General features: G+C 66.7%; 19 protein-coding genes. 11 read left to right on the forward strand and 8 right to left on the reverse strand.

Annotated features, from left to right (window positions below):
* Positions 1–98: 98 nt before the first annotated feature.
* The 6 genes from JDV09_RS27210 to JDV09_RS00075 form a co-directional block, all read right to left on the reverse strand.
* On the reverse strand, positions 99–1,007 hold the full coding sequence (locus tag JDV09_RS27210) for a VOC family protein (protein WP_221367067.1): 909 nt from the start codon (positions 1,005–1,007) through the stop codon (positions 99–101).
* A gap of 185 nt (positions 1,008–1,192) precedes the next feature.
* Positions 1,193–1,987, reverse strand: a complete 795-nt coding sequence (locus JDV09_RS00055) for an enoyl-CoA hydratase-related protein (RefSeq protein ID WP_221367068.1) — start codon at positions 1,985–1,987, stop codon at positions 1,193–1,195.
* A gap of 52 nt (positions 1,988–2,039) precedes the next feature.
* Positions 2,040–4,013, reverse strand: a complete 1,974-nt coding sequence (locus tag JDV09_RS00060; RefSeq protein WP_221367069.1) for an AMP-binding protein — start codon at positions 4,011–4,013, stop codon at positions 2,040–2,042.
* Positions 4,010–4,912: a fumarylacetoacetate hydrolase family protein gene (locus JDV09_RS00065; RefSeq protein WP_221367070.1), complete on the reverse strand. Its 903-nt coding sequence runs from the start codon at positions 4,910–4,912 to the stop codon at positions 4,010–4,012. The genes JDV09_RS00060 and JDV09_RS00065 overlap by 4 nt, the downstream gene beginning before the upstream one ends.
* 5 nt (positions 4,913–4,917) lie before the next feature.
* Positions 4,918–5,520 (reverse strand): VOC family protein, encoded by a 603-nt coding sequence (locus tag JDV09_RS00070; protein ID WP_221367071.1) that lies wholly within the window; start codon positions 5,518–5,520, stop codon positions 4,918–4,920.
* Positions 5,517–7,205: an FAD-dependent monooxygenase gene (locus JDV09_RS00075; protein ID WP_221367072.1), complete on the reverse strand. Its 1,689-nt coding sequence runs from the start codon at positions 7,203–7,205 to the stop codon at positions 5,517–5,519. Before JDV09_RS00075 ends, JDV09_RS00070 begins: the two co-directional genes overlap by 4 nt.
* Before the next feature lie 244 nt (positions 7,206–7,449).
* On the opposite strand from JDV09_RS00075, the gene JDV09_RS00080 reads away from it, so the two are divergent.
* The 6 genes from JDV09_RS00080 to JDV09_RS00105 all read left to right on the forward strand — a co-directional run bounded on the left by JDV09_RS00080 (position 7,450) and on the right by JDV09_RS00105 (position 14,677).
* The gene (locus JDV09_RS00080) at positions 7,450–9,090 is read left to right on the forward strand and encodes a class I adenylate-forming enzyme family protein (RefSeq protein ID WP_221367073.1); all 1,641 of its coding nucleotides are present in this window, start codon (positions 7,450–7,452) and stop codon (positions 9,088–9,090) included.
* 131 nt (positions 9,091–9,221) lie between these two features.
* Positions 9,222–10,448 carry an FAD-dependent oxidoreductase gene (locus JDV09_RS00085; RefSeq protein WP_221367074.1) on the forward strand — a complete coding sequence of 409 codons (1,227 nt, stop codon included), beginning with the start codon at positions 9,222–9,224 and terminating at the stop codon, positions 10,446–10,448.
* Between the two features lie 25 nt (positions 10,449–10,473).
* The gene (locus JDV09_RS00090; RefSeq protein ID WP_221367075.1) at positions 10,474–11,445 is read left to right on the forward strand and encodes a dihydrodipicolinate synthase family protein; all 972 of its coding nucleotides are present in this window, start codon (positions 10,474–10,476) and stop codon (positions 11,443–11,445) included.
* A 33-nt stretch (positions 11,446–11,478) separates the two neighbouring features.
* Positions 11,479–11,934 (forward strand): cupin domain-containing protein, encoded by a 456-nt coding sequence (locus JDV09_RS00095; protein WP_221367076.1) that lies wholly within the window; start codon positions 11,479–11,481, stop codon positions 11,932–11,934.
* A complete protein-coding gene (locus JDV09_RS00100) occupies positions 11,931–13,064 on the forward strand; it encodes an FAS1-like dehydratase domain-containing protein (RefSeq protein WP_221367077.1) in 1,134 nt (377 codons plus the stop codon). The genes JDV09_RS00095 and JDV09_RS00100 overlap by 4 nt, the downstream gene beginning before the upstream one ends.
* Before the next feature lie 11 nt (positions 13,065–13,075).
* Entirely contained in the window at positions 13,076–14,677 is a 1,602-nt protein-coding gene (locus JDV09_RS00105) for a class I adenylate-forming enzyme family protein (RefSeq protein ID WP_221367078.1), read from the forward strand.
* Here the strand turns inward: JDV09_RS00105 and JDV09_RS27215 are convergent.
* Positions 14,662–16,353: a GMC family oxidoreductase gene (locus tag JDV09_RS27215; RefSeq protein ID WP_221367079.1), complete on the reverse strand. Its 1,692-nt coding sequence runs from the start codon at positions 16,351–16,353 to the stop codon at positions 14,662–14,664. The two genes, JDV09_RS00105 and JDV09_RS27215, sit on opposite strands and share 16 nt — an antisense overlap.
* A gap of 384 nt (positions 16,354–16,737) precedes the next feature.
* Here JDV09_RS27215 and JDV09_RS00115 point away from each other — a divergent pair, with 384 nt between their 5' ends.
* From JDV09_RS00115 to JDV09_RS00125, 3 genes are all read left to right on the forward strand, one after another.
* Entirely contained in the window at positions 16,738–17,988 is a 1,251-nt protein-coding gene (locus tag JDV09_RS00115) for a cytochrome P450 (RefSeq protein WP_221367080.1), read from the forward strand.
* The gene (locus JDV09_RS00120; protein ID WP_221367081.1) at positions 17,988–18,698 is read left to right on the forward strand and encodes an SDR family NAD(P)-dependent oxidoreductase; all 711 of its coding nucleotides are present in this window, start codon (positions 17,988–17,990) and stop codon (positions 18,696–18,698) included. The genes JDV09_RS00115 and JDV09_RS00120 overlap by 1 nt, the downstream gene beginning before the upstream one ends.
* A 153-nt stretch (positions 18,699–18,851) precedes the next feature.
* Positions 18,852–19,667: an iron-containing redox enzyme family protein gene (locus tag JDV09_RS00125; RefSeq protein WP_221367082.1), complete on the forward strand. Its 816-nt coding sequence runs from the start codon at positions 18,852–18,854 to the stop codon at positions 19,665–19,667.
* Positions 19,668–19,726: 59 nt separating this feature from the next.
* Here the strand turns inward: JDV09_RS00125 and JDV09_RS00130 are convergent, their stop codons facing one another.
* Positions 19,727–21,544, reverse strand: coding sequence for an FAD-binding protein (locus JDV09_RS00130; protein ID WP_221367083.1), 1,818 nt, complete (start codon positions 21,542–21,544; stop codon positions 19,727–19,729).
* Positions 21,545–21,854: 310 nt separating this feature from the next.
* On the opposite strand from JDV09_RS00130, the gene JDV09_RS00135 reads away from it, so the two are divergent.
* Positions 21,855–22,565: an MlaE family ABC transporter permease gene (locus tag JDV09_RS00135; RefSeq protein WP_221367444.1), complete on the forward strand. Its 711-nt coding sequence runs from the start codon at positions 21,855–21,857 to the stop codon at positions 22,563–22,565.
* Positions 22,562–23,416, forward strand: a complete 855-nt coding sequence (locus tag JDV09_RS00140) for an ABC transporter permease (RefSeq protein ID WP_221367084.1) — start codon at positions 22,562–22,564, stop codon at positions 23,414–23,416. The genes JDV09_RS00135 and JDV09_RS00140 overlap by 4 nt, the downstream gene beginning before the upstream one ends.
* Position 23,417: the final 1 nt, after the last annotated feature.

The following is a 23,417-nucleotide window of genomic DNA, read 5'->3' on the forward strand; positions in this document are numbered from 1 at the left end:
TAATGCCGGGCCCGCCCTCACATCAGAGGTTAGGCGAACCTATGTCTATATATCGTATCACCCTGGTGGCGCCTCGGCATGGAAGCGAAAGCCCGCTGTCAGCCGTGGGACTCCATCAGTCCGGCATGGCCCCACTCGCCCATACCGCTCCCGCCGCCAATGGTGTAGTGCTCGGCGGCGAAGGTGTCCGGGTCGATCGTACGCGCGCCCCAACCGATCTCGAACAGCCAACCGGACGGATTCTTGGCGTAGAACGAGAACATCCTGTCGTTGTTGTGGCGTCCCAATTGAACTTTGACGTCGCCTTGCGATTGGCAGATGTCGAATGCAGAGCCCACGTCGTCGATGCTCGTGTGTTCCAGCATCACGTGGTAAGTGCGCCGCTTGGGTTCGGGGTTCGCGAAGAACGCCAGCGAGTGGTGCCTGGGATTGCACGACATGAACGAGGCGATCTTGCCGACGCCGGCGATGCTCGGCGAGTCGGTGGTCGAGAACCCGAGCGTTTCGCTGTAGAAGCGTTCGGCGGCGTCGACATCCGGGACGTAGGTGACGAAATGGCCGAGGCCCTGGGCGCCGGTGACGAAGCCCGAGATGGGTCGGGCGGGTCGATAGGGTGGCTGGAAGGTTACCTCCGGCCCGTACGACAACTCCATGCGGACGCCCGAGTGGGGGTCGGTGAAGTGTGCGAAGCCAAGAACTCGCCTGGTCGCCGCTTCCTCGGGTGTGCCTTCGATGACATGGACCCCGGCCGCTTCGAGCTGGGTGGCGACGGCGTCCAACTCGGTGGCGTTGCGGACCTGCCAGCCGACGTAGCAGACGTCCTCGGGCTCGTTGTCGGCCGGGTGAACGATGAACCGGTGGTGGCGTTCGTCCATGCGGAGGTAAAGGTTGCTGCTGTCGCTGTCGGCGGTAACCGCCTGCCCGAGAACCTCTTCGGCGTACTTGGACCATACGTCGAGGTCCTTTGCGCTGATCCCGATGTATGCGAGCTCATCGACCTTGTGCACGCTGTCTGCTCCCTAGTTTCTGCGGGCCACACATGTACTGCGGCGGCGGGCCCCGGTGGGTCCGCGACCGGCTGGGCCGCCCCCGGGATGCAGGTCCGGCAACCGCCGGACGCCGACAGTATTTTAGATACTATATTAATAGTGTCGTGTTGTGTGGGTTTGGTCTCGAGCCGGGTGGAGTTCGCTCACGACACGAACTTTCGGAATTCGGGCTTGCGCTTCTCGTTGAAGGCGCGGACGCCTTCCTTCGACTCCTCGGTGTCGTAATAGAGCTTGAGCGCCTGCAGCCCCATGGAGCTGATCCCGCGGATACCGTCGGAATCCGCGTTGAAGGACCGCTTCGCCAGGGCCAGGGCCGTCGGCGACCGCTCGGCGAGCTTGTCGGTCCAGTCCTTGACCGCCTCGTCCAACCGGTCGGCGGGCACCACCTTGTTGACCAGGCCCATCCGGTATGCGTCCTCGGCCGAATAGCGGTCGTTGATGAACCACATCTCCCGCGCCCGCTTGTCACCCACATGACGTGCGAGAAGTGCTGTGCCCCAGCCCGGGTCGACGGATCCCATCTTGGGCCCGACCTGACCGAACTGCGCGGAATCGGCCGCGATCGTCAGATCGCACAGTGTGGCCAGGACATTGCCGCCGCCGATCGCATATCCGTTCACCCGGGCTATCACCGGCTTGGGTACGTCGCGGATCAGGCTCTGCAGCTCATCAATGGGCAGACCCACGATGCCGCGCCCGCCATAAGAGCCTTCGTGTACCGACTGATCGCCTCCGGTGCAGAACGCCTTGTCGCCCACCCCGGTCAGCACGATGCAGGCCACCTCACGGTCATCGCGGGCGCGGCTGAAGGCGGTGATGAGGTCCTCGATGGTCTGACCGCGAAAAGCGTTGTAGACCTCGGCCCGATTGATGATCACCCAGGCGGCTCGCTCCCGAACCCGGTAGATGACGTCCTGCAGCTCGAGTTCGTCGTGCATTGGTTGAGACTTCCTCTCGTGTGCGTGCGTTGACTGCCGTCGATCGGGCTGCTCATCTGTCACCGCCGGCGAGAGCGCGGAAAGCGGTGCGCACCTTTTCGATGGCATCGGGGTTGACCAGGGCGGACAGGTCGCCGGGATCTTCGCCGGTGAACGCCGAGCGGACCACTCGTCTCATGATCTTCTGGTTGCGTGTCCGGGGAAGGTCGTCGACCAACAGCACCGCCTTGGGCCGGTACGAGCTGCCCATGCCGTGCGCGACCGCATCACCAAGACGCTCGACCAGGCAGCTGTCGGCGTCCTTGCCGGGCATGGGGATACACACGCATGCGATGGCGGTTCCCTTCACGGAGTCGGGCATGCCAACGGCCGCGGCCTCCGAAACCTCCCCGGTTTCGAGCAGGACATTCTCGATCTCCGAGGGTCCCGTGCGCTTGCCGGCCACGTTGATGGTGTCGTCGGAACGGCCGAGGACGTACCACAGGCCTGCATCGTCGTGCATGGCCCAATCACCGTGGACCCACATCGACGGAATCTTCTGCCAGTACGAAGCAAGGTAGCGCTCGCCGTCGGGGTCGTTCCACAGTCCCGCCGTCAGACCGATAGACGGCGAACGCATGACGAGTTCTCCCACTTCGTTGGGTCCCAACGAGTTGCCTGCGGCGTCGACGACATCGGTGCCCATGCCGGGTGCCGGTCCACCGATGGCGCCTGGACGCATCGGGTGGATCGGCGTCCCGATCACCAGGGAACCTCCGCATTCCGTGCCGCCCGAACCGGTGAGGATCGGGACACGGCGCCGACAGACGTTGTCGAACAGCCAGTTCCACGGTGTTGCGGTCCACGGTTCGCCGCCGGAGAAGATCATCCGCAGGTCGGCGAACTCCCGGTCCTGCACGTCCAGAACGCCGCGGCGCATCAGTGACCGAACCAATGTCGGGGCCATGCCCAGATAGCTGACACGGTAGTCCTCGGCGAGCCGCCAGAACCGGTCGGGTGTGGGGAAGTCGGGCGTACCTTCGGCGATGACGAAACTGGCGCCACTGTAGGTCGGTACGACGGCTGTCATGGCGCCCACCATCCAGCCCATGTCGGACATCCACATCCAGCGGTCGTCGGGCCGGAAGTCGGCGCAGATCGTCATGTCCAGTGCCTGTTTGGCGACGAAGCCGACCTGGGTGTAGATCGCGCCCTTCGGGACGCCGCTCGTCCCAGAGGTGAACAGCAGCACCGCGGGCGAATCGGCCGGCATGCGTTCGGTTTCCGCCGTGCTCGGCTGTGCGTCGATGAGTTCGTGCCACCAAAGGTCACGCCCGTTCCGCATCGGTGTGTCGACCGAATCCAGTCGGCGCACCACAACGACGTGTCGCACCGAGGGGGTGCTTCCAACCGCCTCATCGAGTATCGGCTTCATGACGCTCGGCTCGCCGCGTCGCAACGTCGCATTGGCGGTGACCACTGCTTTTGCGCCACCTTCGGTGAGGCGCGTGGCGAGGGCCTCAGCGCCGAAGCCCGAGTAGAGCGGCATGGCGATCGCGCCGATCTTGACGATCGCGAAGAATGCGACGAAGGTCTCGGGAATCATCGGCAGGTAGAGGCCGATGACGTCGCCCCTGCCGTACCCGAGCGACCTCAACGCGCCGGCGAGGCGGCAGATCTCGGCGTCGAGCTCCGCGTACGTGTACGTCCGGGTGCTGCCGTCCTCGCCCTCCCAGAGCAGGCACGTATGGCCCCAGACCGGGGTGCCCCGGTGTTTGTCGATGCAGTTGAGCACGAGGTTCGACACACCGCCGATGCACCAGCGGGCGAACTCCTTGCCCCGCGACAGGTCGACGACGCGGTCGAACGGCCGGTAGAAGCGCAGGTCGATGTATCGCAGGAGTTCGGAGTTGAACCACTCGATCTCCGCGGACGAACGCCGCACCAGTTCGTCATAGCTCTCGACTCCCAGGAAGTTCATGAAGTGCACGATCCGTGCGTCGTTCCGCGCTTCGTCGCTGAGTTGGCAGAGGAGTTCGGTGCTCATGGCCTGACCGCCGATCGCTCCTCGACGATGCGGTTCCGCAGCGTGCCTATGCCCTCCACTTCGGTCTCCATCACGTCGCCGGGCTCGAGGAACTCCGAGGGCTGATGCGCGAATCCGGTGCCTTCGGGGGTTCCCGTGGCGATCAGGTCACCCGGTTCGAGCGTGAGTATCCGGCTGATGTCTGCGATCGCGGTGGGAATGTCGAAGATGAACTGTTCGGTGTTCGACTTCTGCCGCGTCTTGCCGTTCACCCGACAGCTGACCTCGAAGTTGGGTCGTGTGTCGAACTCGTCGGCGGTGACCAGCCAAGGCCCCATCGGTGAGGACTTGTCGATGCTCTTGCCGATGAACCATTGCGGCATGCCGCCGCCGCGCAGCTGGAGGTCGCGTGCGGTGACATCGTTGAACACGGTGTAGCTGTGCACGTATTCGTGGGCCTCTTCGGCGGCGATGTTGCGACCCGCCTTGCCGACAACGGCCATGAGCTCCGCCTCCCAGTCGTACTGGCTGGACAGGGTGGTGTCTATCGCGATGTCGTCGTAGGGGCCGCACACGCTGGTCACCGCTTTGGTGAACCAAACCGGCGCCGTGGGCAACTCACCGCTGATGACGCCCGTCCTGGCACCTTCTGCGACATGGCTCCGGTAGTTCATACCGAGGCAGAGCATGTTCTTCGCGGGACGCGGGAACGGCGCCAGAAGCCTTGTCCGGGAAAGGTGTTTGCGCGGCGCCGTCCCGTAGGCGGCCCGGACGCGGGAGAGCATCGCCGCACCACCGGCGACGAGCGCCTGCATGGTCGGGGCGATGTCGGTGACGTCGACGATCTGGTCGTCCAGGACGACGCCGACACGTGGGCCACGCGCTGGGGTGGTGTCGTCGACATAGGTTGCCAGGCGCATACTGCTCAGCACCTGCCGGCCTGGTCTTCGGCCATCCGAACGGCGACCTCCGCGCGCCAGTCCGCGTAGGGGCGATATCCCGTTGCCTGAGAGCACATCTGCTGGGTCAGTGTCCAGAGGGTGGCGTCGTCGACGGACAGATCGAGGGGCTCCATGAAGGGTTGCTCCACGTACCACGGCGTGTCGACGAAGCACTCGAGCATGTTGCCCTCGGGGTCGGGAAAGTAGAGACTCCAGCTGGTGCCGTGGTTTCCGGGCAGGACTCCCTCGACATTGTCGGCCTTCAACCGGTCGTTCAGCAGCCGCAGCTCGGACAGGTCGTCGAGGCGGAAGGAGATCTGGTTGATCACCGCTCCGAACAGTGGATTGGCGGTGTTGGCGGGCAGCGCGGGTGGGCGCCCCGTCGCCAGCACGAGTTGGTGGTGTTCGTCGGGATCCCGCGACAGGAACACAAGCTCGAAGCCCATGTTCTCACCCCGATCGGTGACGGTGAAGCCGAGAACGTCGCGGTAGAACCGCTCCATCTTCACGATGTCCACCACGCTGATGCCGAAGTGGCTGAACTTGAGGCGGGGTGGGCGGGAAATCCGGGATACGGCTGAACTCACTGGGGAACTCCTTCCGGGTGGGAGCCGGCTGAAGACGGCCTTCTGCCGGCGGCGGCGTCGAGTACCGCCGCAGCGTTGCTGCATTCGTCACCGCGCCAACAGATGTGCTGGTCGGGACGGACGAGGACGAAACGCCGCTCATAGATGTGCTGCGCCTCGTGGTGCGCTACCCGCACGACCTCGAGCGGAATATTGCGTTCGGCGGCGCATCGGCTGAATGCGGCGGCCTGTTCGGTCGGTGCATCGCCGACGCACAGCAGCGTGAAGCCCCAGCCGAGCTCATCGAATATCGATCGCCCGGTGTCCAACCACAGATGCGGAAGTCGTCCGCCGGGTGTGGCGCTGGGCGTGTAGCGATCCGGGTCGTCGACGGGCGCGGTCGTTCCGTCGCTGACGATGATCGGTGAGCCGTCGTAGCGGGCGCCGAGCTGAATACCGGGCGAATTGTATTCGTGCGCGATCCGCGGACGCAGGTACTGCCCGATCATGTCACGTGCGGCGTCTCCCGCCTCGGACTCCGCGTCGATCTGCGGTGTGTTCGGCAGACCGTGATGGACACCGGCGAGCTGAATTGCGTAGCCGGTGTTGCGCTTCGCGATCGGCTGTCGCTCGTCGTCGTAGGTGTCGAGCAGGCCCGGGCCGCCCCAGCCCTGCACGAGGGCAGCCAGTTTCCAGCCGAGATTCGCGGCATCCTCGATACCGGTGTTGAGGCCGAACCCGCCAGTCGGGGTGAACAGGTGCGCCGCGTCACCGACGAGCGCGACCCGGCCGGAGACCATGTGGTCGGCGACCAGCGCGTGCCCCGCCCGCCACTGGGTGCTGCGCAGCACCTGGCAGTCGATCTGCCGCCCGACGGCGGCCCGGAACCGTCTTTCGACCTCTTCGACCGGAGGCAGGGATGGATCCGGGGAAGAGAAGTGGAACAGGAACTCCTCCTTGCCATCCAGCGCGAGCACGACCGAGCGTGCGGCCGGCGAGAGCACCCAGTACTGCCAGGACTCTCTGGCGTGGTGAACCGTCTGATAGAAATCCGGAGCGCGGACGTGGGTGACCACCATCGGACCACCCATGAAGTCCATGCCGCCCACGGTCTCGCCGGCGAACTGCAGGCCGATATCGCGGCGGACCACGCTGGTTCCGCCATCGCAGCCGGCGAGATAGTCGGCTCTGACCGTGACCGGCCCGCCGCCGTCAGCGCGGTGAGCCTCGATCGTCACGCCCTGTTCGGACTGCTCCACCCTCGTGACACGCAGACCGCGCTGGATCTCGACGCTGGGGAGGCCGGCGAGGAGCTCGGCCAGCAGTGGCTCGAGGTGACGCTGTGAGCATCGAAACGGGGGTTCGGGTGTCGGCCACTCGGCTGATCCCTCGGCGCTGCGCCGGAACAACTCCTGGTTCGAGGGCAGTTCGACCCGGTAGATCTCGTGTCCGGTCAGCGTGGTGAAGAACGATGCGTCGACCGGGTAGTCCGGTGGCAAACCGGTGCGCCGGAACGGTGCTGCGATGCCGAGCCTTCGGTAGATCTCCATCGCACGCGCGCTGTTGGTATTCGCGCGCGGCTGCGCGTCCTGAGCCGGCAACTCCTCGATGAGCAGGCAGTGCACGCCACGGACGCCGAGTTCGGCGGCGAGCGTCATACCGACCGGGCCCGCGCCGACGATCACCACCGGCGCCGTCAGTAGCATCGCATCATCCCCGTCGCTGGGCTGTGCCGACTTCGCCATCACCCGGTCAGGCCTGCCGCGGAAGGCGCCACGGTCATCGCCGGTATGGCCATTTGGGACCCTCCTCCAGATGTCACGCCGGACGTGCCACCCGCCCGCGCGTAGTAAGTATATAATATAAGAATACCCCCCTAAGGCAACCCACCCCGACCACCAACTTCGGCCCATCGACTCCGAGGTGCCGGCGAACGGACGAGGAGAGCAGATGACGAGCCTGAATGTCCACGGGACCGACCGGCTGGACGAAGCCCGGTCATGGGGTGCATCTGTGGTTCGAGCCACGGTTCGCGGCCGGCCTACCCTCGTCTACGAGCACCGTCCGCATTCGGTCGGGGCGATCGTCGGTGCCGGGCGGCGTTGGCGCGACCGCGAGTTCGTGGTTCAGGGACCTCGCCGGGTGACGTTCGCCCAACACGAGGCAGCCGTTCGGCGGGCCGCTGCCGCGCTGCATCAGCGGGGCGTGGCGGAGGGTGATCGAGTGGCGATCTTCGCCGCCAACAGCCCTGAGTGGTCGGTCGCGTTCTTGGCTGCGCTCGAACTGGGGGCGATCGTCGTGCCCTGCAACGGCTGGTGGTCGGCGGACGAGGCCGCCCACGCCTGCGCACTCACCAGCCCCGCCCTCGTCGTGGCGGACACCCGTCGGGCCGGGCGCCTGCCGGCCGGATCGCCGATCATGCTGGTCGACGAACTCCGTGGCGCCACCGAACGCGCCTCGGAGAAGCCGGACGTCGCGGTACCGGTGATCGGCGAGGACGAGGACCGGACCGCGGTGATCCTGTTCACCTCGGGCACCACCGGGTTCCCCAAGGGTGCGACCTTGTCGCACCGGTCCCTGGTCGCCAACCTCCAGAACCTGATCGTGGCCTCGAACCGGCTCCCGTACCAACTCTCGGACGACCACCGGGCGAGCGTGACCCTCACCGGTCTGCCGCTGTTCCACATCGGTGCCATCAACCTGCTGCTGCTGCCGTTCGTATCCGGCGCGAAACTCGTGTTCCCGTCCGGCCGGTTCGATGCCGCCGAGGTGCTGCGCCTCATCGAGGTCGAGCGCGTCAACACCTGGAGTGGTGTACCGACCATGATCGAGCGCGTGCTGGCCCATCCCGACCTGGCCACCCGCGATGTGACATCCGTGCGAACGGTCGTGCTCGGCGGGGCCCCGATCTCGACGAACCTGCTCGAGCGGATCTCGGCGGCGTTCCCCAACGCGACGCGCGGGGTGGGTCAGTCCTACGGTACCTCCGAGGCCGGTGGGGTGCTTTCGACGGGGGTGAGCAAAGACCTTGTGGCCCATCCGGGTTCGTCGGGGCGTATCGTCCCTGTCGCCGAGATCCGCATCGATGCCCCCGACGAGAAGGGGATCGGCGAGATCCAGGCGAGGTCGCCGGCGGTCATGGACGGCTACTGGGGGGAGCCCGAGTCGACCGGTTTCACCGACGACGGCTGGTTGCTCACGGGCGATCTGGGCTGGGTGGACGACGACGGATTCCTCTACGTCACCGGCCGGTCGAAGGACATGATCATCCGTGGTGGTGAGAACATCGCGCCCGCGCACATCGAGGCGTGCCTGATGGAGCATCCGGCCGTGCGCGAAGCGGCCGTCGTGGGACTTCCCGACCCCGACCTCGGGGAGGAGGTGGGCGCCGTCGTCTCGGTCGATCCCGGCTCGACGGACGCCCAGGGCGACCTCGAGGCCTTCCTCGCTGCCAGGCTTGCACACTTCGAGGTACCGGCTCGATGGTGGCTGCGCGAGGACGAACTCCCGAAGAACGACAGCGGCAAGATCCTGAAGTACCGGCTGCGCGAGGAATGGATCTCCCGACTACCCGTCCGCGGCCCGGGCTGAATCCGTCGGAGTCGGCTGAGCCGCAAACGGTTGCCCTTTCGGGGATGTTGTATATTATTTACTAGATCTTGCCTGACTGTGCGGCGCCACGACGCGGGGCGCAGGAGCGCGACCTCCGGGAAGGACCACGAGTGCACGACCATGAATGCGACGTCGGTGTCATCGGCGGCGGACTGGCGGGCGCTGCGGCCGCCCTGGCCTTCGCGAAGCAGGGATGCTCGGTGCGGCTGTTCGAGCGCCGCGACCTCACGCGTGATCCGAACCGGGGCGACATCCTGCATGCCCCGACCGTCCACGTGGTGGAGCAGTTGGGCCTGCTCGGTCTGCTCGAGGCCCGGGGCGCTGCAAAGTGGCACGGCCTCGAGATAATCGACTCCGCCGGAACGCTCTCGGTGGCCTCCGAGGTTCGCGAGTCCTGGCTGCTCAACCACGCCGAGATGGAAGGTGTGTTTCTCGAGGCGGCCGCGGCAGCCGGCGTGGTGGTCCAGCAGGACCGGGTGCGCATGCTCGAACGCGACGAGGGTTCGGTCCGTGGTGGCTGGCTGCTCGCCACGGACAACGGGACGACGAGCGCTCGACTGCTGGTCGGCGCCGACGGCGCGGACTCGATGACCCGCAAGACGCTCGGTATTCCGCTCGAGGACGTGCACGAATACGAGAACTGGATCGTGGTGTTGCACAGCCCGACCCCGTCGTGGCTCAGAACCGACCACGGGTGGACGTTGCTGCACCCCGAGGGCACCGTCTGGATCCTCCCCACGACGCCGGTCGGACGACACCGGGTGGTGCTGACGGTGCGTCGGGAGGAGGCCAGGGACTGGATGGCCCTCGGTGCCGACGAGCTCGGGGAGCGGCTCGAGCGGCGCTGGCCGCCGCTGTCCGAGCTCAAGCTCAACAAGAGGGGTGGCTCCCACGTCTACCGCGTGAAGCGCCAACATGCGGCGAGGTACTCGGGTCCGCGTGCCGCGATCACCGGTGACGCGGTGCACACCATCCATCCCGTCGGCGGACAGGGGCTCAACATCGCGATTCAGGACTCGGCGAAACTCGCCGAGTTGCTCGGCCCGGTGCTGATCGACGACGGTGCGTCCGAGCGTGCGTTCACCGACGCGCTCGTCGAATACGAGGCCAACCGGCGCCCCATCAACACCGGCACGCTCGAGGTCGCTCACCTGGGCGCCCAGATCGCCGGTCCCGGCCGCGAACCGTATGAGAAGGCGGTCGAGTTCTATCGCCAGGCGGCGTCGGACCCGGGTTGGGTCCGTAGGTACATGGCCAACTTCGGTGGCCGACTGGACCAGCGCGGCCCGGATCACGACCCGGCGATCCTGCCGGCCTCGCTGGCCGACAAACCGTGACACATCCATCGATCGAGGAGAGCGCATGCTGACCGCATCCGACTTCAAAGGCGTATACGGAATCCTGGCGACCCCGGCCAAAGCGGGAGCCGACCGTTGGGACGCGACCGATACCGTCGATCTCGACGAGACGGCGCGGTTGACCGAGAAACTGATCCAGGACGGCTGCAGCGGGCTGCTGGCCCTGGGGACGACAGGGGAGTGCGCCACCCTCACCGAAGCCGAGTTCGAGGCCTTCGCGGACTGTCTGCTGTCCACCGTCGACAAGCGGGTGCCGACGTTCGTCGGCGCGACCACCCTGGGTACCCACGACACCGTGCGGCGGATGCGATTCCTTCGTGACCACGGCGCGGACGGCACCATGCTGGGGTTGCCGATGTGGCAGGCGTGCAGTGAGGAGCAGGCGGTCAAGTTCTACGCCTCGATCTCCGAGGCGTTCCCCGATATGGCGATCATGGTGTACGCCAACGCATACGCGTTTCGTTTTCCCTTTCCGCCGTCATTCTGGGCGGCGGTAACCAAGGCGGCGCCCACCGTCACGAGCGCGAAGTTCGGGAACCCGGTCACCTACCTGGACTGCGTCTCGGCGTCCGAAGGCAAGATCAACTTCCTGCCCATCGACATGATGGCGCTGGCATTCGCGCAACAGTCACCGGACACGATGACGGCGATCTGGGCCACGGCCGCCTGTATGGGGCCACAGCCGTGCCTGGCCCTGATGGACGCGATCGAGGCCAAAGACATGGATCGGGCCGGGGAGATCAGCAAGGACATCCTCTGGGCCAATGAGACGTTCATCCCGAACGGCGACTTCGACGAGTTCTCGAAGTTCAACCTCCAGCTCGAGAAGATCCGATTCAATGCCGCCGGCTACTGCAACGCCGGACCGATCCGGCCGCCGTACGACGTGGTGCCGGAGCAGTACGCCGAGAACGCCCGCGAGTGTGGGCGGCGCTGGTCGGAGCTGGTGAAGAAGTACTCGTCCGACGCGAGTTGACCTAAGAACAACAACATCAACTGGAGTGAAAACGTGTCTGCCATACCTGAATTGCCCAAGCTACCGGATGACGAGAAGGTGATCCCCGACTTCGTCGGGTCGATCGACCCCGCCGATCTGTCGAGCCTCGTCTTCCCGTTGGCCAAGTTCCAGCAGTTCGACGAGAAGATGCCGACCGTCGTCCTCGGCTATGTCACCGGCCAGATCGGTATGGTGGTGTGGAATCTCGCACCGGGACAACAGAACGACTACCACGTCCATCCGACGACCGAGCACCTGCACATCATCATCGAGGGTGAGTGCGAGTACACGTTGGGTGATGAGCCGCCGTTCATCACACGGGTCGGCGACGCGGTCATGGTCCCGCCCGGCATCCCGCACGGTATCCGCAACACCGGTGACAAGCGGGCATCGTACGTGGCGGTCACGAGCCCGGGACCGTACGAGAAGATCCACGTCGATCGAGCAGAAGGGCAGAGCCGCGCATGACAGAAACTGTGGCGTCACAGCAGAGATTCCCACTCATCACCCAGGAAGCGCTCGACGATTTGCGCTCACGGATAGGCCAGCAGTTCGATCGCCCGGCCCCGCACGTCTCCGAGGCGACGGCGGACTCGATCCGGCACTGGGCCCTCGGGATCGGCGACGACAACCCGTTGTGGCTCGATCCGGAGTATGCGCGAAACACGCTGTGGGGCGGCATCATTGCGCCGGGGACATTTCTCTATGCCTTCGATCGGGTGGTCAGCGGCTATGTCGGCGGACTCCCGGGGGTCCACGCGATGTTCGCCGGTACGGATTGGCAGTGGTACGAGCCGATCCGCCTCGGCGATCGCATCGAGGCACGTCCCGTCCTCAAGGACCTGCTCGAGTTGGAGAGCTCGTTTTCCGGGCGCTCGGTGAAGCAGACCTACCGGGTCAGCTTCTTCAACCAGGACGGCGTGCTGATCTGCGAGGCGGACTCGTGGTGCATCCGGACTCAGCGTGATGTCGCGCGTGAGCGCGCCACCCGGGAGGCCGTCGAGCCCAGGGTGTGGAGCCCGCAGGAGATCGCCGACATCGACCGCCACTACGCGCAATACCGCCGGCGCGGGGCAACACCGCGCTACTGGGAGGACGTCGAGGTCGGCGAGGCATTGCCGACGATGCTCAAGGGGCCGAGCACGGTCACCAGCTTCGTCTGTTTCACCCAGGGGTGGGGCAGCCTGTATGTGAAGGCGCACGGCCCTGCCTTCGAGATGTTCCGCAAGCACCCTGCATTGGGCATTCCCAATGACCTCGGCGTTCCCGAGCCACCCGAACGTGTGCACTGGGATTCCGAGCTGGCGCGCGCGGTCGGAGTGCCCGCTGCTTATGATTATGGGCCGGAACGTATTTCGTGGCTAGGCCATCTGATGACCGATTGGATCGGCGACGACGGCTTCCTCAACCGGCTCAACGTGCAGGTGCGACGGCACAACATCATCGGCGATCTGACCACTTGCGGCGGCACCGTCACCGGCAAGCGGGTGGAGGACGGCAAGCACTTGGTGGAGGTCGCCGTGGCCGGTACCAACCAGCGCGGAGAGCAAACGGCGGTCGGTACGGCGATCGCCACCCTGCCGTCCAAGAGCGGCTAGGCCGATCGTCGATGCCCGGCGATCGATGGAGCGACCGCGTCATACGCGGTCAGATCGCCGGACATCCGTGCCTGCTGTATGCCGATCGGGTTCGGTCGTTCGACGCGGTGTTGCAGGCATCCCGCCGTTGGGCGGATCGTGAATATCTGGTGCAGGGTGATCGCCGCGTCACCTTCGCCGGGCACGCGCGGGCCGTCGAAGGGGCGGCCCGCGCGCTCTGGCGCGCCGGCGTCCGTCCGGGTGACCGCGTGGGGTTGTTCGGCGCCAACAGCCCGGACTGGGTGGCGGTGTTCCACGGCGCCCTGAAAATCGGTGCCATCGTGGCTCCCTTCAACGGCTGGTGGTCCCGGGAGGATGCGCGGCAGGCCTGCGAGCTGGTGGCACCGGCCGTCGTGGTGGCCGATGAGCGTCGAGCGCCCAGGCTGCCACCCACCGCGCGGGTCGTCGGCTTCGCCGAGATCGCCGGTGCTGGCCGGGACGGATCGCAGGATCCGTTGCCGAGCGTCACCGACGAGAACACCCCGGCGATGATCCTCTTCACCGCCGGCACGACGGGTCATCCCAAGGGAGCGGTGCTCTCGCACCGCGCCCTGATCGCCAACCTGCAGACGTTGCTCGTCGTGTCCAGGAAGCTGCCCGACCAGATCCCCGACGACATCGAGCCGAGCGTGACGCTGGTCGGGCTGCCGCTGTTTCACATCGGCGCGATCCAGCTGCTGCTCGTGCCGCTCATGACCGGTGGCAAGGTGGTGTTCCTGGACGGCAGGTTCAACCCCGGGGAATTCCTGCGCCTCGTCGAAACCGAACGCGTGACGATGTTCTCGGGCGTTCCCACCATGATGGAGCGCATCCTCGGCCACCCCGATCTTGATCAACATGACCTGTCCTCGCTGAGAACGGTGGTACTCGGGGGTTCACCCGTCAGCGAAGATCTGCTCGAGCGGATCGGTGCCGCCCTGCCGAATGCGCGGCGGCGGGTGGGGCAGACCTATGGGCTGACCGAGGCCGGTGGTGTTGTCAGCACCGGCGTCGGAGCCGACATCGAGTCGCATCCCGGATGCTCGGGGCAGCTCGCGCCCGTCGTCGAGGTCCGCGTCGTCGACGCGGACGGCGCCGCTGAGCAGGGCGCCGGCGAGTTGTTGGTGCGGTCCCCGGCGGTCATGGACGGCTACTGGGGACTGCCTGGCGACTCCACGCTGGATGCGGACGGCTGGGTCCGGACCGGGGACATCGGCCGCCTCGACGACGACGGCTACCTCTACATCGTCGGCCGGTCCAAGGAGATCATCATCCGGGGCGGTGAGAACGTCTCGGCGGCGGCGGTCGAGGCCGCGCTGGCCAGGCATCCGGCCATCGCCGAGGCCGCCGTGGTCGGCCTGCCCGACCCCGATCTCGGCGAGGTCGTCGGTGCCGCTGTGCGCGTCGTCGACGGCGAGACGCCATCCGTGGCCGAGCTCGACCGGTGGGCCAGGCAGAACCTCGCGCACTACGCCGTCCCCGCCCGGTGGTGGGTTCGTTCGTCGCTGCCGACGAATGACGCCGGCAAGATTCTCAAGCGGCAACTGGTCGGCGCCTGGCCACCGGCAGAACCGGTCGATCAGTCTCCCGGCTGACCGCTTCGGGCCGTTGCCGATCGCGCCGACCGGTTCAGGATCAGGTCGGCGGCGCGCTCGGCGACCATGATGACCGGGGCGTTGGTATTGCCACTGGTGATCTCCGGAAAGACCGAGGCGTCGACGACCCGCAACCCCTGGATGCCGCGCACCCGCAGCTGGGGATCCACCACCGCGCTCTCATCCGATCCCATCCGGCAGGTCCCGACCGGATGATAGGGCCGAAACGCGTGCTGCTGCAGGTATGTCGCCCACTCCCGGTCGGTCTGGACCTCGTTGCCGGGGAGTTCCTCGACGACCTGCTTGTCCCGCATCACCCGAGTCTGGAAGATCTCCCGTGCCTGGCGGCAGGACGCGATGAGGGCCGTCATGTCCTCGCCGCCCACCAGCGCGTGCTCGATGACCGGGGTGGCGGACGGATCGCTGGATGTCAGCCGGACGGTGCCCCGGCCGGTGGGGTGGACGAAGCTCGGGTACACCATCACCCGGTTTCGGACGATCTTCACGTCATGGATGCTGTGGGTGTCCTCCCTGCCTTCCTCCTTGTTGAACTCCATTCCGACCGGCACGAAGATGATCTCGTTCTCGGTCGGGTGGGCCCCGGTGGTCGGAGCGAACACCACGGCGGCCCCGCCCGACATGGTGATGGCGCCCCGGCCGCGGAGCAGGAAGTCGACTGCGTGGTGGATCGCGCGGTGCGGTCTGAACTCGTCGGCCAGGGTGCCGGAGGTGGTGCGGTAGCGCATCAGGCCGTAGGCGTGCTCCTGCAGGTTGGTGCCGACCGCAGGCGCATCGAGGCGCACATCGATGCCGTGTGCCTTCAGGTGCTCGGCCGGTCCTACGCCCGACAGCATGAGCAGCTTGGGGGAGGTCAGCGCGCCGGCGCTGAGGATCACTTCCTCGGCGGCGCCGGCCCGGTGTGGATGGCCGCGGTGTCGATACTCAACGCCGGCGGCTCGCCCGTCGTCGATGAGCACGCGGGTCACGAACGCGCCGGTGCGGACCGTCAGGTTCGGGCGCCTGCGCACCGGTGCCAGATACGCCCGGGCGGTGTTGCTGCGATAGCCGCGGCGCTGGTTCACCTGTCCGAGGGCCACACCCTGCTGGTGTGCACCGTTGTAGTCGGGGTTCGGCTCGTGGCCGGCCTCGGCTGCCGCGGCAAGGAAGTCATCGATGGCTTCCACGCGCATCTGTACCTCGTTCACACCGACCGGTCCACTGTCCCCGCGGTACGGGCTCGGTCCGTCGGCGAAAGTCTCGGCGCGCCTGAAGTAGGGCAGTACGTCGTCGTATCCCCAACCAGGACAACCATTGTCACGCCAGCCGTCGAAGTCGGAGCGATCGCCGCGCACCCAGAACATCATGTTGATCGAGCTACCGCCGCCTAGCACGCGGCCGGCGGACCAGGTGTCGATCATGGCGTTGCGGGACGGATCGGGGGCCCCGACGAACCGCCAGTCGAAGCGCTGGGGCATCTTTGCCAGCCCTGCCGGGATGCGGATCAGAGGGTGGCGGTCCCACCCGCCGGCTTCGAGCAGGAGTACCCGGATGGCGGGATCCGCCGACAGGCGATTGGCCAGCACGCACCCGGCGGAACCACCGCCGACGATCACGTAGTCCCATGCGCTGTCCCATTCGCTGTCTTGCTCGGCGCGCTTGCCGCCGCCCGCCGTCACCGGGCAACCCGTTCTTCGCTCGCCTGCTCGCGCATGGTGGCACCACTCCGTTCAAGCCCGTTCCACCCAGGTCCACTATGTCCTACGTCACTGTACATGATATAAAGTAGTTCGTATCACGAGCTGTCGGGCGGGGTCGGTCGGCAGCTACGCCGTGGTTGCGCCCCGCTGGGGCCGGATGGAGGCGACGATGGTCGACAACGCCGCTGGGAAGGTGCAGTGCCGACGCATGTCCGAATCCTGCACCCACATCGAGCCCCGCCTGGCCGGGTTGGCTCATTCTCACGGTGTCGACGTCGCGGCCGGTTCGGTTCCTGTCCGGACCTGGACGGGGGCAGTGTCACCGCACGGATGCGGGCGCGCGCCAAAGATGAGGAGCAAGGTATGACGGTGGAATCGGCGACGTCGGGCGTCGACATGATCGATCTGACAAAAGAGGACTTCCGGCACGGTTTTCCGCACGAAGTGTTCACCGTTCTGCGGGAGCAGGCGCCCGTGTGGCGGCATCCGGACACCCCCGGCACCGATGAGCTGGGGGGGTCGTTCTGGGTGGTGTCGTCGAATGACGCCGTCAAGGAGGTGAGCGCCAACCACGCCACCTTCCGCTCTTTCGAAGGTCCGTCCATCCCGGACTGGCCGGAGCAGGCCCGCGGCATGATGGTCATCACCATGGATCCGCCCGAGCACACCCGGCTGCGCCGCCTGGTCACCTCCGGCTTCACCGCGCGGATGACCGCGATGCTCGAGGACCAGGCGCGGGCCTGGGCGATCAAGATCATCGACCGGGCGCTGGACAAGGGCGAGTGCAACTTCGTCGAAGACGTCGCCTATCAGCTGCCGATGCACATGATCGCCGACATGATGGGCATTCCGGAGCCGGATCGGGCACCGCTGTTCGGCGCCACCCTGGCGGCCATCGAGGCCCAGGCCGCAAAGCTGCCGAAGGAGGAGCAGCTGGCCGCGATGGGCAAGTTGTTCGCCTATTCCCACGAACTCGCCGACCGGAAACGTCGCTCGCCGGGGGACGACGTGTGGACCAAGCTCGTCAACGCCGTTGTCGAGCTGCCCGACGGGACGTCCACGCAGCTGACCGAACTCGAGCTCGAGTTGTTCTTTCAGACTCTGGTGATCGCTGGGAGCGAGACGACTCGCGATGCGACCGTCAGCGGTCTGCTGGCGCTGCTGGAGAACCCGCAGCAGATGGAACTGCTGCGGTCGGACCCGTCGGTGATCGGCACCGCGGTCGAGGAGATCGCCCGCTGGGCGTCGCCGGTCGCGTACTTCCGGCGGACGGCGGCGACGGACACGGTCCTGCAGGGCGCGCACATCGCGGCGGGGGACCGGGTGACCCTGTGGTACCCGTCGGCCAACCGTGATGCGCGGGTGTTCAAGGACCCGTTCCGCTTCGACATCACCCGGAACCCGAACCCGCATGTGGCGTTCGGCGGGCACGGCGCGCACCATTGTCTCGGGGCCAACCTCGCCCGCCGCGAGATGCGCGTGATGTTCCAGGAGCTGATCGCTCGGACCAGTGCGATCGAGTTGCTGGGTGAGCCGGTGTACCGCCCCGGCGGAATCCACATCATGACGTCCTACGGGATCAAAGACCTTCCCGTGCGGCTCATTCCGCGCTGATGGGCGCCGGGTGCGAACGCGTTGTCGTCGTCACCGGGGGCGCCAGGGGTATCGGAGCTGCGATTGCGGCGCGGTTCGCCTCCGACGGAGCGACCGTTGTGGTCGCAGATCTGGATCCCCCCATCGAGACCGACCTGCCGGTCCGGTACGAACGTGCGGACGTGGCGGCCGAAGCCGATGTCGATGAGCTGTTCGCCCGGATCGGCTCGCGGTACGGGCGGATCGACGTGCTGGTGAACAACGCCGGGATCTGGTTCCGGCGTCCTTTTCGGGAGATCACCGTCGATGAATGGGACCGCGTTCTGCGGGTGAACCTGCGAAGTGTGTTCCTGTGCACCCGCGCGGCGCTTTCGCTTATGGAGCGTGCCGGCAGCGGGGTCATCGTGAACATCGGCTCACAGGCCGGTCTCACCGTGACGCGAGGGCAAGGTGCGCACTACCACGCGTCGAAGGCTGCGGTCTCGCACCTGACCAAGGAGCTTGCTGTCGAGTTCGGGCCGATCGGCGTGCGAGTCAATTGCCTGGCGCCGGGGGTGACCATGCCCGACCCGACGGTCCTCCCGTCGGAGGTCCTCGATCAGATCCCGCTGGGCCGCAGCGGTGTGCCGGAAGACGTTGCCGGGGCGTGCGCGTTTCTCGCCTCACCTGACGCGGGATACATCACCGGCCAGACCCTGCTCGTCAACGGCGGCGCCATCGCGCTGATGTAGGCGCTGACGTCGTGCGGCGGCCCCAGCGTCCCGTGACGGGATGAGCAAACGGACTTGCCCATCAGAATAAATTAGATATTATATTCTAGCTACTACCAGTCAGCTGACTCTCCGACGAGCCGAGAGCAGGGTTGGCGCAGAGAAAGGAATGTCATGACCGGACTGCCCTACGACGGTCGGAGTCGGCGCGTACCGGACTGGACCAGTGACGTCTCGCCGGACAAGTTCGAGGATCTGCTGGTCGAGACCGTCGTCACCGCGGCGATGGCCTCGATCAAGAAGCCCTTTGTGATCCCGGATCACTACACACAGGCGCAGGCACGCCTCTACCACGGAACGTCGTTGAAGTACTTTTCGTTCTTTGCGTGGCGCTTCCCGAGCTGGTTGCTGGAGGTCGCGTCCCGATGCCCCTACCAGGATGTCCGCCGTGAGCTCATCGAAGACTGTGTGGACGAGGAGGTCGGTGACGAAGATGCCGGTGGGCGTTGCCATGTCGACGTCCTCTACGAGGAGGCCGAGGCCTGCGGTATCTCGCGTGAGGAGATCGCGACGACGGCGCCGTCCCCGCTGATCCAGACCTGTGTGCTCGCCCTCGACGATTTGGCCCGGACGTTGTCCTGGGAGGCCTCGTTCGCGGCGATCGCGGGGCTGGAGATCACGAATTCCAAACCGGCGGTTGAGCTGCGCGCCAAACTGGCGACTCCGGAGCAGCTGGCCAATGCCCAGGCGGCCATCGCCTCGTCCTTGCCCGAGCGGCTCGGGATCGCCGGCGAGAACCTGTTGTTCAACGCGTTGCACGCCTACAAGGACCAGTTCCACGGTGGTGGCGAGCTCGAACTGCTGGTCAAGTATGCGACCGACCCGCACACCCAGAACGAGATGTTGTGGGCGGCGAGGACCGGCGTGGAGACCTTCGGCCTGATGCTCAGCGAGATCGACCGCCTCGCCCTCGAAACCGTGGAGGGCTGAGCGCCTGCCCGTCGCGGGGACGTCTGGCCGTGCACCGGCCGGACAGCCCCCGCCCCCGTTCACTGCGGCTCGGGTTGGCGCCCGTGAGCGGTGGGCAAGCGGTCGATCGCCCACCGCAGTTCCTCCTCCAGCTGGTCGATGCAGTCCTGCCATCGGGCGACGATGCCCACATCTGCGTTGTCGAACACCGGGGCGTGACGATCCGGATTGACCGCCAGCACCGTTCCCGCCGAACGCACCCCCACCATGTGATTGAACTTGCCGCTCGTGCCGACTGCGACGTAGAGGCGCGGCGAAATGGATCGGCCGGTGATCCCGATCTGGCTCGAGTGCGACATCCACCCCCCGTCGGTGACCTTCCGGGTGGCGCCGATCTCGGCCCCCAACAATTCGCACAGTGTGGAGAAGCGGGGGAGCTCCGCCGGCCTGACCCCGTCGCCGATACCGATGACGGTCTCCGCCTCGGCCAGCCGCTCCAGGGAGTCGTCGCGGCGCCGGTGGCGGACCGTCACCCGGCCGCGACGCGTGGCGGTGATCGACTCCACCGCGGCGAGGTGTGTGCGTGGTCGCGGTCGGGGCAGCACGCCGGCACGGACGGTTGCCATCTGCACCGGTGAGCTCGCGGTGACCGCAGCCACCAGAAGACCGCCGAGGGCCGGTTTCCAGGCGACCAGGCGTCGATCGACCACCTCCAGTTCGATGGCGTCACCGGTGAGTCCCGCGCCGATCGCCGCGGCGACTCGAGCGGCCACCTCCCGCCCGGACGATGTCGAAGGGGCCAGAATTGCCCAGGGTCGTTGTGCGCGAGCCCAGCCGGCCACGGCGTCCGCGATGTCCTCTTCGACCGCTGCGCCGTGGAGATGGACCATCCGGTCGGCACCCCACGAACCCGCGGCAGCGGTGCCGAGTTTGTGTGGGGCCAGCAGCACGGTGGAACCGGACAGTGAATCCGCCAGCCGCGCCGCGGCGCCGCACAGCTCCCGGGTGAGCGCGTCGCGGCCCGGCTCGGCGAGCACGGCGACAACCGGGCCCGGCCCACTGGTCGTTCCGAGTCCAAGCGGTTCGGGCGACCGTGCGCCGTCGAGTGCGCCGCGATCGCAGAGCAGCCGGACGGCATTCGTCACCTGAGCGCAGACGGGGGCGTCGGGATCACGCTCGCGGCATCGACGCACCGACAGCCGTCGGATCTCACCGACCGTCGTCAGACTGGCGGCCGCTCCCCACGGCTGACGGGGCAACTGCGTGGAATCGACGACGCGGATCAGCCTGCCCGGCGTGGCCGCGCGCTGCTCCGGTGGAACCTTCGCCGGCTCGCACAAGCGCTCCGCGCAGGACAGAACGGTGGGCAACCGCACTTCGGCATCGACCCACCCGTCGTCTTGTTCACAACCGACGGTGAGGCGGCGGCCGGTGAGCGCCAGCGCCTTGACCCGTCCCACGAACGGCAGATCGAGAAGCTCGGCGATCTGGGGTGGGACCTGTCCGGTGTCCGCGTCGAGCGAGTTCGCCCCCGTGAGGATGAGATCGAAGGGTCCCTCCCGGTTGATCGCTGCGGCAAGCGATTTCGCCGTGGCCAGGGTGTCGCTTCCGGCGAAGGCCGGATCCGTGACGAGGACGCCCCGGATGTCGACGCCTCGGTCCAGCCCCCACGCGATCGCCTCCCGCAGGACGCCTTCGGCCGCTGGTGGGCCGAGCGTGAAGACCACGACCGCGCTACCGGGGGTCATCGCAGCGAGTTCGACTGCCTTGCCGACGGCTCGGCGGCAGTATGCGCTCATCTCCTGGGACACCCCCTCTCGCATGAGGCGTCCGTCCGGACCCAGCGCCATCTCCTCGAGCGCAGGAATCTGCTTGACCAACACAGCGAACCGAGTCATCTCCTGGGGCTCGCCTTCTGTGTTGCCACGCGGTGCGGGCGGGGATCCGACGGCATCGCCTGCGCACGGATCTGCGATGTGACGACGGCGTCCGGCCGGGTGCTCTCCGGTCTCGGGCCCGGTCACGCCGCTCGATGGCGCGCAGATCGACGGACTCTGGACTCGACTCTAGGCATACGATATATAGTATCGAATCGACGTGGGTGGCTTGTGCTCCAGGCCACACTTTCAGACCACCGGAGGAGGTGCGACCTTGATCTCGGCCAGTGGCGCCACGAAGCCGGTCCGCGCGGTCGGCGACTTCTTCGCAATGACCCTGGACACCCTGTTTCTGATGCCTCGACGACCGTTCGCATGGCGGGAATTGCTGGCGCAGACCTGGTTCGTGGCGCGCGTGTCGATCTTGCCGGCGCTGATGCTGTCCATTCCGTTCACCGTCCTGACGGTGTTCACGATCAACATACTTCTGGTCGAATTCGGCGCCGGCGACTTCTCCGGCACCGGAGCGGCGCTGGGCGCAGTGACGCAGATCGGGCCCGTCGTGACCGTGCTCGTCGTCGCCGGCGCGGGCGCCACCGCGATGTGCGCCGACCTGGGAGCCCGCACGATTCGCGAAGAACTCGATGCCATGGAGGTCATGGGCGTCAACCCGATTCAAGCGCTGGTGGTGCCCAGGGTCCTGGCAGCCACGCTGGTGGCGCTCGCGTTGTCGTCGTCGGTGACGCTCGTCGGCATCACCGGAAGCTTTCTGTTCGCCGTGTTGATCCAACACGTGACACCGGGAGCCTTCGCAGCCAGCCTGACACTCCTGGTCGGGCTGCCGGACGTGATCATCGCGCTGGTCAAGGCGGCGTTGTTCGGTCTGGCCGCCAGTCTGATCGCCTGCTACAAGGGAATCTCGGTCGGTGGGGGCCCAGCAGGGGTCGGAAACGCGGTCAACGAGACCGTCGTCTACGGGTTCATGGCGTTGTTCGTGATCAATGTGATCGTGACCGCCGTCGGTGTCAAGGCGATGACGTGAGCTCCGCTGTCCCCAGTACGCTGCGGCCCCGGCTGCGGAGCGTGGTGACCAAATGGGTCCGTGGCTGGAATCGGCTCGGCGAACAAGCGCAGTTCTACGGGAGCACCCTCGGGTCGTCCGGCGTCGCCGTTGCGCACTACAACGGAGAGGTCGTGCGGTTGATCGCTCAGATGAGCCTCGGCACCGGCGCTCTGGCGGTCATCGGGGGCACCGTTGTCATCGTCGGCTTCCTGACGCTGTCGGCGGGCGCGCTGATCGCGGTCCAGGGATACAACTCGCTGGCCGGTATCGGTGTGGAGGCTCTCACGGGTTTCATCTCCGCCTACGTCAACGTCCGGCTCATCGCGCCATTGGTGGCCGCGATCGGCTTGGCGGCCACCATCGGGGCCGGCGCGACCGCCCAGCTGGGCGCGATGCAGATCAACGAGGAGATCGACGCGCTGGAGGTGATGGGCGTCCGGTCCATCGCGTACCTGGCTTCGACTCGGGTCATCGCCGGGGTGATCGTGGTGATGCCGTTGTACTGCGTCGCGGTGTTGATGGCGTTCCTGGCGGCCCGGTTCGGCACGACCGTCGTCTACGGGCAGTCGGTCGGCGTGTATGACCACTACTTCAACACCTTCCTGAACCCGACCGACATCGTCTGGTCGTTCCTTCAGGCGCTCGCGATGGCCACCGTGGTCATGCTCGTGCACACCTACTACGGCTACGCGGCGACGGGGGGGCCGGCCGGGGTGGGCGAAGCCGTGGGCCGGGCGGTGCGCACTTCGCTGATCGCCGCGGTGTTCGTGACCTTGTTCGTCTCGCTGGCCATCTACGGCCAGTCCGGCAACCTGAACTTCTCCGGGTAGC

This window comes from Mycolicibacterium xanthum, from assembly GCF_019710635.1.
Taxonomy (GTDB): domain Bacteria; phylum Actinomycetota; class Actinomycetes; order Mycobacteriales; family Mycobacteriaceae; genus Mycobacterium; species Mycobacterium xanthum.